The 14,917-nt window shown below is 65.8% G+C and carries 13 protein-coding genes; 2 read left to right on the forward strand and 11 right to left on the reverse strand.

The annotated features are described in order from the left end of the window. Positions 1-10 precede the first annotated feature (10 nt). The 10 genes from J2X50_RS18225 to J2X50_RS18270 all read right to left on the reverse strand — a co-directional run bounded on the left by J2X50_RS18225 (position 11) and on the right by J2X50_RS18270 (position 11,627). A complete protein-coding gene (locus tag J2X50_RS18225) occupies positions 11-2,998 on the reverse strand; it encodes a 2-oxoglutarate dehydrogenase E1 component (RefSeq protein ID WP_429097087.1) in 2,988 nt (995 codons plus the stop codon). Between the two features lie 116 nt (positions 2,999-3,114). Continuing rightward, entirely contained in the window at positions 3,115-4,017 is a 903-nt protein-coding gene (sucD, locus tag J2X50_RS18230; protein ID WP_429097090.1) for a succinate--CoA ligase subunit alpha, read from the reverse strand. A 3-nt stretch (positions 4,018-4,020) separates the two neighbouring features. Next, positions 4,021-5,217: an ADP-forming succinate--CoA ligase subunit beta gene (sucC, locus tag J2X50_RS18235; protein ID WP_429097091.1), complete on the reverse strand. Its 1,197-nt coding sequence runs from the start codon at positions 5,215-5,217 to the stop codon at positions 4,021-4,023. A 10-nt stretch (positions 5,218-5,227) separates the two neighbouring features. Further along, positions 5,228-6,196: a malate dehydrogenase gene (gene mdh, locus J2X50_RS18240; RefSeq protein ID WP_340040800.1), complete on the reverse strand. Its 969-nt coding sequence runs from the start codon at positions 6,194-6,196 to the stop codon at positions 5,228-5,230. A 184-nt stretch (positions 6,197-6,380) separates the two neighbouring features. Continuing rightward, on the reverse strand, positions 6,381-6,587 hold the full coding sequence (locus tag J2X50_RS18245) for a hypothetical protein (RefSeq protein ID WP_429097093.1): 207 nt from the start codon (positions 6,585-6,587) through the stop codon (positions 6,381-6,383). A gap of 233 nt (positions 6,588-6,820) precedes the next feature. Continuing rightward, complete coding sequence (ptsP, locus tag J2X50_RS18250; RefSeq protein ID WP_429097096.1) at positions 6,821-8,800, reverse strand: phosphoenolpyruvate--protein phosphotransferase; 1,980 nt, start codon at positions 8,798-8,800, stop codon at positions 6,821-6,823. Positions 8,801-8,848: 48 nt separating this feature from the next. Continuing rightward, the gene (locus tag J2X50_RS18255; protein WP_429097097.1) at positions 8,849-9,229 is read right to left on the reverse strand and encodes a PTS glucitol/sorbitol transporter subunit IIA; all 381 of its coding nucleotides are present in this window, start codon (positions 9,227-9,229) and stop codon (positions 8,849-8,851) included. 119 nt (positions 9,230-9,348) lie between these two features. Beyond that, the gene (gene srlE, locus J2X50_RS18260) at positions 9,349-10,362 is read right to left on the reverse strand and encodes a PTS glucitol/sorbitol transporter subunit IIB (RefSeq protein WP_429097099.1); all 1,014 of its coding nucleotides are present in this window, start codon (positions 10,360-10,362) and stop codon (positions 9,349-9,351) included. A gap of 16 nt (positions 10,363-10,378) precedes the next feature. Next, entirely contained in the window at positions 10,379-11,137 is a 759-nt protein-coding gene (srlA, locus tag J2X50_RS18265) for a PTS glucitol/sorbitol transporter subunit IIC (RefSeq protein WP_340040794.1), read from the reverse strand. A 55-nt stretch (positions 11,138-11,192) separates the two neighbouring features. After that, positions 11,193-11,627 (reverse strand): transcriptional regulator GutM, encoded by a 435-nt coding sequence (locus tag J2X50_RS18270; RefSeq protein WP_429097101.1) that lies wholly within the window; start codon positions 11,625-11,627, stop codon positions 11,193-11,195. Positions 11,628-11,823: 196 nt separating this feature from the next. Here J2X50_RS18270 and J2X50_RS18275 point away from each other — a divergent pair, with 196 nt between their 5' ends. Together J2X50_RS18275 and J2X50_RS18280 are read left to right on the forward strand one after the other, a co-directional pair. Then, complete coding sequence (locus tag J2X50_RS18275) at positions 11,824-12,450, forward strand: hypothetical protein (RefSeq protein ID WP_429097103.1); 627 nt, start codon at positions 11,824-11,826, stop codon at positions 12,448-12,450. A 90-nt stretch (positions 12,451-12,540) separates the two neighbouring features. Next, positions 12,541-13,209, forward strand: coding sequence for an HAD family hydrolase (locus tag J2X50_RS18280; RefSeq protein ID WP_429097105.1), 669 nt, complete (start codon positions 12,541-12,543; stop codon positions 13,207-13,209). 340 nt (positions 13,210-13,549) lie between these two features. Here the strand turns inward: J2X50_RS18280 and J2X50_RS18285 are convergent, their stop codons facing one another. Then, positions 13,550-14,917, reverse strand: a complete 1,368-nt coding sequence (locus J2X50_RS18285; RefSeq protein WP_429097107.1) for an acetoin dehydrogenase dihydrolipoyllysine-residue acetyltransferase subunit — start codon at positions 14,915-14,917, stop codon at positions 13,550-13,552.

The following is a 14,917-nucleotide window of genomic DNA, read 5'->3' on the forward strand; positions in this document are numbered from 1 at the left end:
GTTCTTTCAGTTATTCGCCGAGGGCGTCGTCGAGGAATGCCTGGAGCTGCGCCAGGTGCTTGGACATCAGGCCCGTCGCCGGGGAGGCGGCGGCCGGACGGCCGGTGTAGCGCACGCGCTGGTGCTTGGCGTCGATATGGGCGAGCACCCATTCCAGATACGGGTCGATGAACGACCACGCACCCATGTTCTTGGGCTCTTCCTGGCACCACACCATCTCCGCGTTGCGGAAGCGGCTGAGCTCGGTGATCAGCGCCTTGGCCGGGAACGGATAGAGCTGCTCGACGCGCAGCAGGTAGATGTCGTCGATGCCGCGCTTCTCGCGCTCCTCGTAGAGGTCGTAATAGACCTTGCCGGTGCAGAGCACGACGCGGCGGATCTTCGAATCCTTGACCAGCTTGATCGGCTCGTTGCCGAGATACTGGGCGTCGTCCCACAGCAGGCGGTGGAACGAGCTCTCGCCCGAGATCTCCGACAGCGAAGACACGGCGCGCTTGTGGCGCAGCAGCGACTTCGGCGTCATCAGGATCAGCGGCTTGCGGAAGTCGCGCTTCAGCTGCCGGCGCAGGATGTGGAAGTAGTTGGCCGGCGTGGTGACATTGGCCACCTGCATGTTGTCTTCGGCGCAAAGCTGCAGGAAGCGCTCGAGGCGTGCCGAGGAGTGCTCGGGGCCCTGGCCTTCATAGCCGTGCGGCAGCAGGCAGACGAGGCCCGACATGCGCAGCCACTTGCGTTCGCCCGACGAGATGAACTGGTCGAACACCACCTGGGCGCCGTTGGCGAAGTCGCCGAACTGGGCTTCCCACAAGGTCAGCGCCTTCGGCTCGGCCAGCGAATAGCCGTATTCGAAGCCGAGCACCGCCTCTTCCGAGAGCATCGAATTGATGACCTCGTAGCCGGCCTGCGCCGCCGACAGGTTGTTGAGCGGGATGTAGCGGTTCTCGTCGCGCTGGTCGTAGAGCACCGAGTGGCGCTGCGAGAAGGTGCCGCGCTCGGAATCCTGGCCGGACAGGCGGATCGGGTTGCCGTCGAGCAGGATCGAGCCGAAGGCCAGTGCCTCGGCGGTAGCCCAGTCAAGGCCTTCGCCCGACTCGATCGCCTGGCGGCGGTTTTCGAGGAAGCGCGCAATGGTGCGATGGACCTCGAAGTCCTTCGGCACCTCGGTCAGCTTCTTGCCGATCTCCTTCAGTGTCTTCACCGGCACGGCGGTCTTGCCGCGGCGCAGCTCGTCCTGGTTGTCGGCGGCGCGCAGGCCCGACCATGCGCCGTCCAGCCAGTCGGCCTTGTTCGGCTTGTAGGCCTGGCCGGCCTCGAACTCGGTCTCGAGGTTGGCGCGCCAGTCGGCGCGCATCTGGTCGACGTCGGCCTGGTTCAGCAGGCCCTCGCTGATCAGCTTGTCCGCATAGACATGCGCCACCGTCTTATGGGTACGGATCGAACGGTACATGATCGGCTGGGTGAAGCCCGGCTCGTCGCCTTCGTTGTGGCCGAAGCGGCGGTAGCAGAACATGTCCACCACGACCGGCTTGTGGAACTTCATGCGGAATTCGGTTGCCACCTTGGCCGCGAACACCACCGCTTCCGGATCGTCGCCGTTGACGTGGAAGATCGGCGCCTCGATCATCTTCGCCACATCCGACGGATAGGGCGACGAGCGCGAGAAGCGCGGGTTCGTCGTGAAGCCGATCTGGTTGTTGATGATGACGTGCAGCGTGCCGGCGACGCGGTGGCCGCGCAGACCCGACAGGCCGAGGATTTCGGCGATCACACCCTGGCCGGCGAATGCCGCATCGCCGTGCAGCAGAAGCGGCATCACCTTGGCGCGCTCTTCCTGCGGCACGATCTCGCCACGGGCGCGGCCGAACAGCTGGTCCTGCTTGGCACGCGCCTTGCCCATCACCACCGGATCGACGATCTCGAGATGCGAGGGGTTGGCGGTCAGCGACAGGTGCACCTTGTTGCCGTCGAACTCGCGGTCCGACGAGGCGCCAAGATGGTACTTCACGTCGCCCGAGCCTTCGACGTCGTCGGGCGCGTAGGAGCCGCCCTTGAACTCGTGGAACACGGCGCGGTGCGGCTTGGCCATCACGTTGGTCAACACGTTGAGGCGGCCGCGATGGGCCATGCCGAGCACGACCTCGTTGAGGCCGAGCGCGCCGCCGCGCTTGATGATCTGCTCGAGTGCGGGGATCAGCGACTCGCCGCCGTCGAGGCCGAAGCGCTTGGTGCCCTTGTACTTGACGTCGATGAACTGCTCGAAGCCCTCGGCCTCGATCAGCTTGGACAGGATCGCCTTCTTGCCCTCGGCGGTGAAGGCGATCGCCTTGTCCGGACCCTCGATGCGGGCCTGGATCCACGCCTTCTCCTCGGGATCGGAGATGTGCATGAACTCGACGCCGAGCGTCGAGCAGTAGGTGCGCTTCAGGATCTCGAGCATCTCGCGGATGGTCGCATATTCGAGGCCGAGCACGTGGTCGATGAAGATCGGACGGTCGAAGTCGGCCGCGGTGAAGCCGTAGGCCTCGGGCGACAGCTCGTTGTAGTCCTCGAGCGGCTTGGCGATGCCGAGCGGATCGAGATTGGCATGCAGGTGGCCGCGCATGCGATAGGCGCGGATCATCATGATGGCGCGCACGGAATCGCGCGTCGCCTGGAGCACGTCGATCGGCGACGGCTTGGCGCCCTCGGCGGCGGCCTTGTCCCTGACCTTCTTCTCGATCGCCTTCTCGACCAGGCCCCAGTTGCCGTCCAGCGCCGAGACCAGTTCGCCATTGGCCTGCAGCGGCCAGCTCGGCCGCGACCACGAAGCGCCCTTGGCGTTCTTGCGGATGTCGCCGGCATCGTCCTTCAGGGCGCCGAAGAAGTCGCGCCATTCCGGATCGACCGATTCAGGGTCGTCCAGATAGGCGGCGTGCAGCGCCTCGATATAGTCGGCGTTGCCGCCATAGAGGAACGAGGTGAGGGAAAATTGGTCGTTGGCCTGATCTGATCGTGCCATCTTTGTCCTGCGGAGCCCCTGGCTCCGTCTCCTGTTTGAAAGGGAGTAGGGGAGTGAGGCAGTAGGGCAATAGGTTCGAATACCTTACTGCCCTATTGCCCTACTCCCCTATTGCCTCAACCCTTGATCGCCTCGACGAGCGTGGTGCCGAGACGTGCCGGCGACGGCGACACGCGGATGCCCGCTGCCTCCATGGCCGCGATCTTGTCTTCCGCGCCGCCCTTGCCGCCGGAGATCACCGCGCCCGCGTGGCCCATGGTGCGGCCTTCCGGTGCCGTGCGGCCGGCGATGAAGCCTGCCATCGGCTTCTTGCGGCCGCGCTTGGCCTCGTCGATGAGGAACTGCGCTGCGTCCTCTTCGGCCGAACCGCCGATTTCACCGATCATGATGATCGACTTGGTCTCTTCGTCGGCCAGGAACATCTCGAGCATGTCGATGAATTCCGTGCCCTTGACCGGGTCGCCGCCGATGCCGACGGCGGTCGACTGGCCGAGACCGGCATTGGTGGTCTGGAACACCGCCTCATAGGTAAGCGTTCCCGAGCGGGAAACAACGCCGACCGAACCCTTGCGGAAGATGTTGCCAGGCATGATGCCGATCTTGCACTGGTCGGGCGTCACGATGCCCGGGCAGTTCGGGCCGATCAGGCGCGACGTCGAGCGGTCGAGGCGAGCCTTGACCTTGATCATGTCGGTCACCGGGATGCCCTCGGTGATGCAGACGATCAGCGGGATCTCGGCTTCGATCGCCTCGATGATCGCCTCGGCGGCACCTGCCGGCGGGACATAGACCACGGACGCGTTGGCGCCGGTCTTTTCCTTGCCTTCGGCGACCGATGCGAAGATCGGCAGGGTCTCGCCCTTGGCGCCGGTCCAGTTTTCGCCGCCCTTCTTGGGGTGGATGCCGCCGACCATCTTGGTGCCGTGATAGGCCAGCGCCTGTTCGGTGTGGAACGTGCCGGTCTTGCCGGTCAGGCCCTGCACCAGAATCTTGGTGTTCTTGTCGATGAGAATGGACATGGATTAGTTCCCCTTCACCGCAGCGACGATCTTCTTCGCCGCGTCGTCGAGGTCGTCGGCCGACGTGACGTTCAGCCCGCTCTCGTTGATGATCTTCTTGCCGAGTTCGGCGTTGGTGCCTTCGAGGCGCACGACCAGCGGAACCTTCAGGCCCACTTCCTTGACAGCGGCGATCACGCCCTCGGCGATGACATCGCACTTCATGATGCCGCCGAAGATGTTGATCAGGATACCCTCGACCGCGGGATCCGCGGTGATGATCTTGAACGCCGCCGTGACCTTCTCTTTCGAGGCGCCGCCGCCGACGTCGAGGAAGTTGGCGGGCTCGGCACCGTAGAGCTTGATGATGTCCATCGTGGCCATCGCCAGGCCGGCGCCGTTGACCATGCAGCCGATGTTGCCGTCGAGCGCGACATAGGCGAGGTCGTATTTCGACGCCTCGATTTCCTTGGCGTCTTCCTCGGTCGTGTCGCGCAGCTCGACCACGTCGGCGTGGCGGAAGAGCGCGTTGTTGTCGAACGAGATCTTGGCGTCGAGAACGCGCAGGCGGCCGTTGGTCATGACGATCAGCGGGTTGACCTCAAGCAGGCTCATGTCCTTCTCGACAAAGGCCTTGTAGAGGATCGGGAACAGCTTCTCGCCGTCCTTGGCAGCCTCGCCCGAGAGCTTCAGCGCCTCATTGAGCTTGGCCACGTCGGCAGCCGTCACGCCCGCTTCCGGGTCGATGGCAACGGTGATGATCTTTTCGGGCGTGTCGTGGGCGACGGCCTCGATGTCCATGCCGCCTTCGGTCGAGACGACGAAGGCGATGCGGCCGACCGAACGGTCGACCAGGATCGACAGGTACAGTTCGCGGTCGATGTCGGCGCCGTCCTCGATGTAGAGGCGGTTGACCTGCTTGCCGGCCGGGCCGGTCTGCTTGGTCACCAGCGTGTTGCCGAGCATCTCCTTGGAGAAGGCAACGACCTCTTCGATCGACTTGGCGAGACGCACGCCGCCCTTGGCGTCGGCGGGCAGTTCCTTGAATTTGCCCTTGCCGCGGCCACCGGCGTGGATCTGGCTCTTCACGACGTAGAGCGGACCCGGCAGCGCCTTGGCGGCTGCCTCGGCTTCCTCGACCTTGAACACCGGCACGCCGTCAGCGACGGGCGCACCGAACCCCTTGAGCAACTGCTTGCCCTGATACTCGTGGATGTTCATCGAAAACCCCTTACTTCTTGCCGAGGTTCGGCGCGATCGCCACGCAGGCGTCGCAGAGACCCTTCACGGCCTCGACCGACTTCTCGAACATCTTCTGCTCGGCCTTGTTGAAATCGAGCTCGATGACGCGCTCGACGCCGCCGGCGCCGATCACCACCGGCACGCCGACATACATGTCCTTGATGCCATACTGGCCCGACAGGTGCGTGGCGCAGGGCAGGACGCGCTTCTTGTCCTTGAGGTAGGATTCGGCCATGGCGATCGCCGACGAGGCCGGCGCGTAGTAGGCCGAGCCGGTCTTGAGCAAGCCGACGATCTCGCCGCCGCCCTTGCGGGTGCGCTCGACGATGGCGTCGAGCTTCTCCTGGCTGGTCCAGCCCATCTTGACGAGGTCCGGCAGCGGAATGCCGGCGACTGTGGAGTAGCGCACCAGCGGCACCATGTCGTCGCCGTGGCCGCCGAGCGTCATGGCGGAGACGTCCTCGACCGAGACCTTGAACTCCTCGGACAGGAAATAGCGGAAGCGGGCCGAGTCGAGCACGCCCGCCATGCCGACGACGTGGCTCTTGGGCAGGCCCGAGAACTTCTGCAGCGCCCACACCATGGCGTCGAGCGGGTTGGTGATGCAGATGACGAAGGCCTTCGGCGCGTATTTCTTGATGCCGGCGCCGACCTGTTCCATGACCTTGAGGTTGATGCCGAGCAGATCGTCGCGGCTCATGCCGGGCTTGCGCGGCACGCCGGCGGTGACGATGCAGACGTCGGCGCCCTCGATGCCGGCATAGTCGTTGACGCCGGTGTAGCGCGAGTCGAAGCCGTCGACCGTCGAGGACTGGGCGATGTCCAGGCCCTTGCCCTGCGGAATGCCCTCGGCGATGTCGAACAGGACCACGTCGCCGAGGTCCTTGAGGCCGACCATGTGGGCGAGCGTGCCGCCAATCATGCCCGAGCCGATGAGGGCTATCTTGTTACGTGCCATGAAGGAATTTCCCTTTGCCTTTGACGACGCCGTGACGGCGGGGTGAAACAGGTTTGGGCGAGGAGGCCGCCGGGATGCGGCCAGAATGAGCAGCTCGCAATAGACCTGCGATCGAAAATATTCAACCGATTATTTCCCACTCAATTTTTTCAATCGGTTAGATACTTCGGGATTTACGTAAACGTCAAAGATTTGTGACGAAAATGCAAACGGAAGATGAAGAAACGTCGATGTCAGAGATGTTCATACGAGACTGAAGCACGGCGACGCAGCCCTCATCGGCAACGTCGCGGAAGATGCCGGCGCCGTGGCAACCTGCCTCGCCGACCGCCTTCCCTTCGTGGCGCTCGATGATGGCCAGGTTGTGGCGCAGGCGGCGGACATGGCCCATCGCACGCCGATAAACCGACGAAGCTTATGTCGACGAGGTCAGGTTGCGCCTGCCTGGCAGCACCGCGAACAGGCGCAGCCGGTCGAGGCATACTTCATGTAGGCCTACGACCGGCACGAAGGCGACCGAGCCGGCCGGCCGCCGGCCGTTTTGGCCAATCGGTCGGAGGAGCGCCGGCGCAACGTGCCCCAAAACTGCCCCGGCAGCCGGGCAAAACAGCTCGAAATGCGTGATTAAGCGAGTTCGGCGATCGTCTTCTTCGCCCGCTGGATCGAGGCCGGGCTCATCGAAAGCTCGGTCAGGCCCATGCGCAAGAACTCGGGGATGAGGTCCGGCCGACCGGCCGCCTCGCCGCACATGCCGACCATGATGCCGGCCGCGACCCCCGCCCGCGCCGTCATCTCGATCGCCGACATTACCGCGACGTTGGTGACGTCGTTGAGCTTGGCGACCGTCGGGTTCAGCCTGTCGGCGGCCATGATGTACTGGGTCAGGTCGTTGGTGCCGATGGAGAAGAACGCGACCTCCTTCGCCAGCGCCGGCGCGACGAGCACCGCCGCCGGGGTCTCGATCATGACACCGAGCTGGAATTCGCCAAACGGCACTTTCTCGGCCGCGAGCTCGGTCTTGCAGGTCTCGATCAGGGCGCGCGCGGCACGCACCTCGCCGATGTCGGAGACCATCGGCAGCATCACCTTGACGTTGCCGTGGACGGCAGCGCGCAACAGCGCCCTGAGCTGCGGCTTGAAGATGTCGGGCCGGTCGAGGCACATGCGGATGCCGCGCCAGCCGAGGAACGGGTTCTCCTCGTCGGGGAATTCGATGCCCGAGATCGGCTTGTCGCCGCCGATGTCGAGCGTACGCACGATGACCGGATAGGGCGCGAAGGCCTTGGCCAGCGCCGAATAGGTCTCGGCCTGCATGTCCTCGGACGGCAGGTGCATGTGGCGCATGAACAGAAGCTCGGTGCGGAACAGGCCGACGCCCATGGCGCCCGCCTCGCGGGCGGCGTCGATCTCTTCCAGCGAGCCGATGTTGGCGGCGACTTCGATCACCATGCCGTCGGCGCGGCGCGGGGTGGTGTCGCGGAACGCCTTCAGCGCCTCGCGTTCGCGTGCGGCCTCGTCGATGCGGGCGCGGAAACCGTCGAGCACGGCGCCCCCGGGGTTGGCGACGACATGGCCGCGATGGCCGTCGAGCGCGACCGCGCGCGCCTGACGCAGCTCATGCACCTGCGCGCCCATGCCGAGCACGGCGGGAATGCCGTGGGCGCGGGCGATGATGGCGATGTGCGAGGTCGCGCCGCCATGGCCGCAGACGATGCCGCCGATGCGCTTGAGCGGCGCGCGCGCCAGATCCCAGGCGCCGATGTCCTCGGCGATCAGGATGGCGCCCTCGGGAATGTCGTCGAGGCTGGCGTCGGCCTGGCCGAGCAGCGCCAGGCAGATCTGGCGGCCCACCGCCTGCACGTCGTCGGCGCGGGCGTTGAGATAGGGGTCGTCGACCTGGCCGAACTGGGCCGCGATCCTGGCAGCGGCACCGATGACCGCCGATACCGCGTCCGTGCCGGCACGGACGGCGGCGACCACCTCGTCGCGCAATTCGTCGTCGGCGGCGATGTCCCGCAGGGCGGCGATGATACCGCGGTCGTTGGCCGACAGGCTCTCGGAGGCGAGCGAGGCGTCCATGCGCGCCTGCACGGCTCCCACCGCCCCGGCGAAGCGGGCAAGTTCGATCTCGATGTCGTCGGCCGACAGCGTCCGGCTCTCCGGCTTGATCTCGGGCGGAAAATGGGCGAAGGCCGCCCCTATCGCATAGCCTTCCGAGGCAGCAACGCCCTTCAGCGCACCGGCAATGTCTTCCTCGACCGCAGCCGGCCTGGCCGGCTCGACCTTGAGCGTCACGTCCACGGCGGCGGCTGCATCCGGCTCGGCCGGAGCCTGCTCTTCGGCGAGGCCGGCATGCGGGTTCTCGAGATAACCGATCAGCGCCTCGACAGCCTCGATCTCGTCGGCGCCTTTGGTGCGGATCGTCACCTCGTCGTTTTCCTTGACGGCGAGCAGCATCAGCTTGACCGCGCTCTTGGCGCTGGCGGATTTGCCGTCCTTGACGATCTCGACCTCGCTCTCGAAGCTCTTGGCGAGCTTGACGAAGCGGGTGGCGGGCCGGGCATGCAGCCCTTCATGCACTCTGACGATCGTCGAGCGTTCCATGGTCCGGTCTCTTGTTCGAGTTCAGTATAGCCGCGACTGGCGCGGCAATCAGCGGCCGATGGTGATCGCGGCACCGGTCTTCAGGGCCGCGACGAGCAGTTCGCCGTCGATCGCCGAGGCGCAGATCTCGCCCGGCCGCTCGGCGGCAGCGGCGCCGTTGAAATTGATGACCACGTGGCCGATCTCGCGCACCTTGTTCCAGGCGCTGTCGCCCATGGCGGTGATGGTGCCCGAGAGCTCGCCGATGACGATGGCTGCGCCCACGGCGGGGGCGGCGTCGCTGGGCCCGACCTCGGCCTTGTGCAACACGGACACTTCCGCCAGTTCCGGCGGGGCGCCGTCGGCGAACAGGATCAGCACGCCGCCTTCGGCCAGCTCCGCCACCTCCGGTCCGATTGCCGTGATGTGAGTCTTGAGATGAACCGACATGTCGAAGCCTTTTCTCTACGCCCGAGGCAGCGCCTGCCTAGAGTCTTTGTATTTCGCCGGCAAATGACCGACGACGAAGCAAGCCAGGCGGCGGGGAGAACCCGCCGCCTGATGAGGTCTCAGAAGACGACGAGGCTGACCAGCCAGGCGATGAGCACCGACACCGGACCCATGATCTGGCGGCTGATCAGAACCGCCGGAACGCCGATCTCGATGGTCTTGGGCTTGGCTTCGCCCAGCGCCAGGCCGACCGGCACGAAATCGCAGCCGACCTGGGTGTTGTAGGCGAACAGCGCCGGCAAGGCCATGGCGGGCGAGATCGTGCCGTTGGCGATCTGCGGTCCGATGATCGCCACGCCGATGACCTGGGCGATGACCGCGCCCGGCCCGAGGATGGGCGACAGGAACGGCAGGCCGCAGATGGCCGAGATGATCAGCAGGCCGACGATGTTGTTGGCCAGCGGACCCATCGGCTGGGCCAGCACGTCGCCGATGCCGGTGTAGAGGATCAGGCCGATCAGCATCGTCACGAACGCCATGAACGGCAGCACGTTGCGGACGACCTGGTCGATGGTGCGGCGGCCGGCGTTGAAGAAGATGCCGACGACACGGCCCATGATGCGGCCGATGCCGGCGACGAGGCCGATGAAGCCGCCCTCGCCGGAAGTCGCGGGCGGCACCTTGGCGGCGGCGGTCGCAAAGGACGCCGGGCTGGAGTTATGAGCCGAGACGCCGGCCGACGTCGCTGCCTCGGAACCGTCGGCCATGGCGATGTCGTCCTCCCTGACGCCCGACACGTAGATGTCCTCTGTGATGAACTGGGCAAGCGGCCCCGCCTGCCCCACCGGGGTGAGGTTGACCGTGGGGATGCGCTTGCGCGGATAGACGCCGCAGCGGGCGGTACCGCCGCAATCGACCACCACGACCGCCATTTCGCCCTCCACGGGCGGCGACTTGAAGCCGTCGACGGCTTCGGCGCCGGTCATCTCGGCGATGCGGGCCGCCACCGGGTGGATGCCGCCGCCGGTGACCGAGACCACCTTGTTGCGCTGCGAGGTCGGCTGCACGACCAGGGGGCCGCCCCAGCCGCTCTTGCCGCGGGAGATTTTGACTGCCTTGTAGGAATTGGCCATCTGTCCCTCCCGCGCCTTAGAGCTCGACGCCCTGGCGGCGCGCCATGATGGCGGTGATGCGCTCGGTCAGCATGCCCTTGAGCAGGATGACGACGAGGCCGACGATGGCGTACCAGATGGCGACCTGGATGTGGTAGCCGCCCGGCACCACGCCCTTCTTCTCGAGCTCGAGCAGCGCCACCAGGATGCCGCCCCAGACGAAATATTCGCCGGGGTTGATGTGCGGGAAAAGGCCGAGCGGCGGGTGCACGTAGGACACTGCCGCGTCGTAGAAGGCCGGCTTGTGCTTCTCTTCCAGGAACGAGCCGAAGGTGTAGGCCATCGGGTTGGTGAGGAAGAAGACCGACAGCAGCGGCAAAAGCGTATAGCGCGTCAGCGCGATGCGGCCGGCACCGCGGGCGATGCCGTGGACCCTCTCCTCGCCGACGAGTTCGGTCAGCGCGTAGAAGGCGGTCATCAGTACCACCAGCGTCGGGATGATGCCGGTGACGAAGCCGGCAAAGACCTCGCCGCCCTTCTGGAAGATGCCGATGAAATATTTGCCGATGCTGGTGAGCCAGCCGAGCTGCTCCTCCTGCGCGACGGTGTTGAGCTTTTCCTTGAACTGCTCGACGGTGATGTCGCTGCTCGCCTGGGCGAGCACGACCAGATCGTTCGCCGCCCCCTTGACGGCCAGCTTGCCGTGAATTGCAGCATCCGTTGCCATCGAACCCGCCACATGCAGGTTCTGCACGGCCATGTCGGCATGCTGCGCCAACATAGTCAGGACTGACATTTCTCCTCCTTGATATCCTCGCCCCGACGAGACTTCCGCCCCGCAGGTTGCCTCCCTAAGTACGCACTGGCTCGAGGCCCGACAGGCCGGGCCCCTTCGGCTCGAGCCGTGCACGGTCGATCTGCTCGACCGCCTTCCTCACGGCTTCCGCCACACCGGCTTCCCCCTCTCCCAGGACCGCGGGATTGGACCGGAGCTGATCGAGGGTCATGCCCTCGAGATTTTCGTGCCGGCGGAACTTGGCGAAGACCGAGCGGCCGGTCATCGTCAGCAGTCGCCGGACCACCAGGTCGGGCGTGACCACCGCCAGCGCGATCGTGCCCTTGCCGAAACGGCCGCGGCAGTTGCCGGCGCCGACATAGCCGTCCTTGTATTTCTCGGTGATTCCCTTGAAGACCTCGGAATAGTGCCGCATCTGCAGCCAGACACCGAGCGACTGCAGCGCCCAGACGACCGCCAAAAGCAGCAATCCCCATTGCCAGATCGCCATAGGGCCCTTCCTCCCGAAGCCTCCAGAGTGCGGCCGGAAGCCCGGTCACTCACATATCGATCAAAGAACATTTGTCTTTGTAAATGTCAATATGTATAAGTGGCGACAACCCGGAAGCGGGGCGCAGTTCACCGCCGGCGTTTTGGTATGTCGCCCGGCGGTGCTATGTTCCGGCGGGTCAGGGAGCGCAGCGACGATGGATCTTTTCTTCAAGAACGAAATGGCGCTCGTTCCCGACCTTGGCCACCGGCTGAGGCAGCTGCGCTGGTTCCGCGCAACCTTCCGCAACAGCGCCCGCGCGGTGAGCGCGCGCTACGGCATCCGCTTCGACATCGACGAGAAGAAGCTCACCCGCATCTTCCTCGACTGGGTGGAGATCGTGAACGCGCAGAAATCCTATGCGCGGCTGGACCGGGCCGACTTCATCGTCTTTGCCGCCGGCCTGGCGCTCAAGGAACTGATCAGGCAGGCGCCGGTGCGTGCGGGCGATGCGGCGGCGGCTGCCGCCGAAGAGGCGCCTGAAATCGTCCGGTTCTGGCCCGAAGGGTTCGTCTACACGAACTATTGCGTCTGCGCGATCGCAGCCGTCTTCGAGCAAGAATTCGGCAGCGCGCCGAAGCTCGACGCCTGCGCCGACGATCTCAGGACCTGGTGGTCCTACAAGGAGAACACCACCGAGATTCCGAGCTACGCGGTGGCCTATCTCGACCGCTTCCTCGGCGCCGAGCCCAACTGGCTGGCGCCCGACGTGCCGGAAGAACGCGGCGCCATGCGGCGCGCGCTTTCCTCTCCACCCAAGCCACATGCAATCGGCCGGGGCTGATCGCATACCGAAACGAATGCAGCGGCCGGCGGGTGCATCCGACCGGGCCATGCCGTCGCATCGGCGACCCGAGGATTTCAGGAGACGAGCTTGCCCAACGACAGCCTGGTGATTTTCGACTGCGACGGCGTGCTGGTCGACAGCGAACCCCTGGCCGCACTCGCTTACGAGCGCGCCTATGCCAAGAACGGTTTGCCGATCAAGGCGGAGGTCGTCGCCCACGGCGTCGGCATGAAGCAGGCCGACATCATCCGGAAGATCCACGAACTCACCGGATACCTCCTGCCCGAGCAGGCCACCGACGACATCTGGGGCGAGACCAGGGAGCTGTTCACCGAACGGCTGGAATCGACTCGCGGTCTGCCTGCCTTCCTTGCAGAATTGAAGGCTGCCCGCTGCGTGGCGTCCTCCTCGTCGATGGAGCGTATCACCCACAGCCTTGCCGTCACCGGCCTGACCGGACATTTCGGCCCGTCGATCTTCAGCTCGTCGATGGTCAAGAACGGCAAGCCGGCGCCCGACATCTTCCTCTTTGCAGCCGAGAAGATGGGCTTTGCGCCGACGCGCTGCGTGGTAATCGAGGATTCGCGCTACGGCGTGCAGGGCGCCGTCGCGGCAGGCATGACCGCGATCGGCTACATCGGCGGCGGCCACACCCACGACGGCCACGGCCCTGAGCTCCTGGCCGCTGGCGCCTCGGCCATCTGCGGCAACTGGGACGAGGTCGCGGCGGAGCTGCGAGGGCGCGGGTTTATCTGAGCGGCCTTTGGCGTGTTCGGCGCGGAGTGGTAGCTGGGCGACGGTCGCGCCGCCCCTCACCTGCCTGCCGGCATCCTCTCCCCGTAAAGGGACGGGGAGAGGAGCGCAGCTTCGGCGTTAACGACCTTCGCGGCAGTCGCATTGGCGTGTCCGCTTGTTCTTGAAGACGCGAAAACGCTCTGTCTCTTTGCTTGAGCCAATTGCGGGCGGAAAACGGCTCCGGCTCCATCCCTACCACCACGACCTATGGGAGACGAAGCTCCACGCCCACGTCCCCCTCTCCCCGCGTGCGGGGAGAGGGTAAGGGTGAGGGGCAATTGAAAGGCTGGCCTGGCGGCGCTTACGCGCGTGCCATCTCCAGCAGGATCTTCAGCACCTGCTCGCGGCGCTCGACCTGCGGCATGTGGCCGGTGGCCTGGAACACGTGCAACGCCACCTCGCCGGGAAGACCTTGCGACTGGTTCGCCGGGATGATCCGGTCGTTGGCCCCGACGATGACGCGCACCGGAATGCGCAGGGCAGCAATCAGCCCCCTGATGTCGAAGGTCTGGGTGCCGTCGGCGAAGAAGCGGTCGGCGATCTCGCTCTGTGCTGAGCGCAGTTCGCTGTCCGCCGCCTGCGCGAGCGTAGCGTTGACGAAGGGTTTCGACAGCACCTGTTCGTCGGCAACCAGCTGCCTGAGCCACGGCATCAGGCTCGCCTCGCTTTTCGCCCGCGCGAAGCCCTGCAGGAAGGCGCCGTTGATCTCGGGGCCGAGGCCTGCCGGCGCGATCAGCGCCAGGGCACGCACATCGACGTGGCCGCGCGCGGCGACGGTTGCCGCCACCGCACCGCCGAAGGAGTGACCGACCAGCAGCGCCGGCCCGACGTCGAGCGCCGCAAGCGTCGCCTCGACATCGGCTGCAATGGCGTCGAGGTCCGTTGGTACCTGGCACGGCGAACCGCCATGTCCGGGCAGGTCGAGCGCCAGCATAGGCATATCGACGGGACCTGCCGCCAGCATCGGCCGCCAGCTGTTGAGGTCGGCGCCGAAGCCGTGGATCAGCACGATCGGACGCCCCTCGCCCTGTCGCAGCCAGGCGAAATTGAGCGGTGCCGCACCAGCGGCCCGCTGCGGCGCCGGTCGCGGCTGGGAGGATGCCGGCGACCTGGAAACGATGGGAGCAGACTGGGCCGTTGCGGGTGCTTCGAGCTTCGCCGGAATCGCGGCCTCGACGTCCTTGCGCATGACGCGGCCTTTGGGGCCGGACCCTGCGATGGCGTCGAGTTCGAGCCCGGCTTCAGCCGCGAGGCGGCGGGCCAGCGGCGTCGCGCGCGTGCCGTTTGATGGCGTGTTGGCGGATGGCATACTGGTCGCCGCTTTCGCGGGAGCGACGTCAGGCGCGGTGGCCGGAGCGGCCGCGACGGGTGCAGCCTCCGCAGGGGCCTTGGGCTCGACAATTATGTCCTTAGCCGGCTCGGCAGCTTCGCCTTCAGCATAGATCCAGGCGACTGCTTCGCCGACCGGAATGTCGATGCCTTCCTTGCCGGAGATGTTGCGAATGGTGCCCGTGGCCGGGGCGTCGATCTCCATCGCCGCCTTGTCGGTCTCGATCTCGAACAGCAAGTCGCCTTTCTTGACCGCCGCACCCTCGTCGACATACCAGCGCGAGATACGCCCGGTCGCCATGTCCATGTCGACCTTGGGCAGGATGACTTCGACCGGCAT

This window comes from Aminobacter sp. BE322 (genome assembly GCF_050433525.1).
Classification (GTDB): domain Bacteria; phylum Pseudomonadota; class Alphaproteobacteria; order Rhizobiales; family Rhizobiaceae; genus Aminobacter.

Excerpts from the sequence above, each read along its gene's own strand:
- sucC (WP_429097091.1), bottom strand. The coding sequence starts at position 5,217 with ATGAACATCCACGAGTATCAGGGCAAGCAGTTGCTCAAGGGGTTCGGT.
- sucD (WP_429097090.1), bottom strand. The coding sequence starts at position 4,017 with ATGTCCATTCTCATCGACAAGAACACCAAGATTCTGGTGCAGGGCCTG.
- J2X50_RS18270 (WP_429097101.1), bottom strand. The coding sequence starts at position 11,627 with ATGGCGATCTGGCAATGGGGATTGCTGCTTTTGGCGGTCGTCTGGGCG.
- J2X50_RS18255 (WP_429097097.1), bottom strand. The coding sequence starts at position 9,229 with ATGTCGGTTCATCTCAAGACTCACATCACGGCAATCGGACCGGAGGTG.
- srlE (WP_429097099.1), bottom strand. The coding sequence starts at position 10,362 with ATGGCCAATTCCTACAAGGCAGTCAAAATCTCCCGCGGCAAGAGCGGC.
- J2X50_RS18285 (WP_429097107.1), bottom strand. The coding sequence starts at position 14,917 with ATGCCGGTCGAAGTCATCCTGCCCAAGGTCGACATGGACATGGCGACC.
- mdh (WP_340040800.1), bottom strand. The coding sequence starts at position 6,196 with ATGGCACGTAACAAGATAGCCCTCATCGGCTCGGGCATGATTGGCGGC.
- J2X50_RS18245 (WP_429097093.1), bottom strand. The coding sequence starts at position 6,587 with ATGGGCCATGTCCGCCGCCTGCGCCACAACCTGGCCATCATCGAGCGC.
- J2X50_RS18275 (WP_429097103.1), top strand. The coding sequence starts at position 11,824 with ATGGATCTTTTCTTCAAGAACGAAATGGCGCTCGTTCCCGACCTTGGC.
- J2X50_RS18225 (WP_429097087.1), bottom strand. The coding sequence starts at position 2,998 with ATGGCACGATCAGATCAGGCCAACGACCAATTTTCCCTCACCTCGTTC.
- srlA (WP_340040794.1), bottom strand. The coding sequence starts at position 11,137 with ATGTCAGTCCTGACTATGTTGGCGCAGCATGCCGACATGGCCGTGCAG.
- ptsP (WP_429097096.1), bottom strand. The coding sequence starts at position 8,800 with ATGGAACGCTCGACGATCGTCAGAGTGCATGAAGGGCTGCATGCCCGG.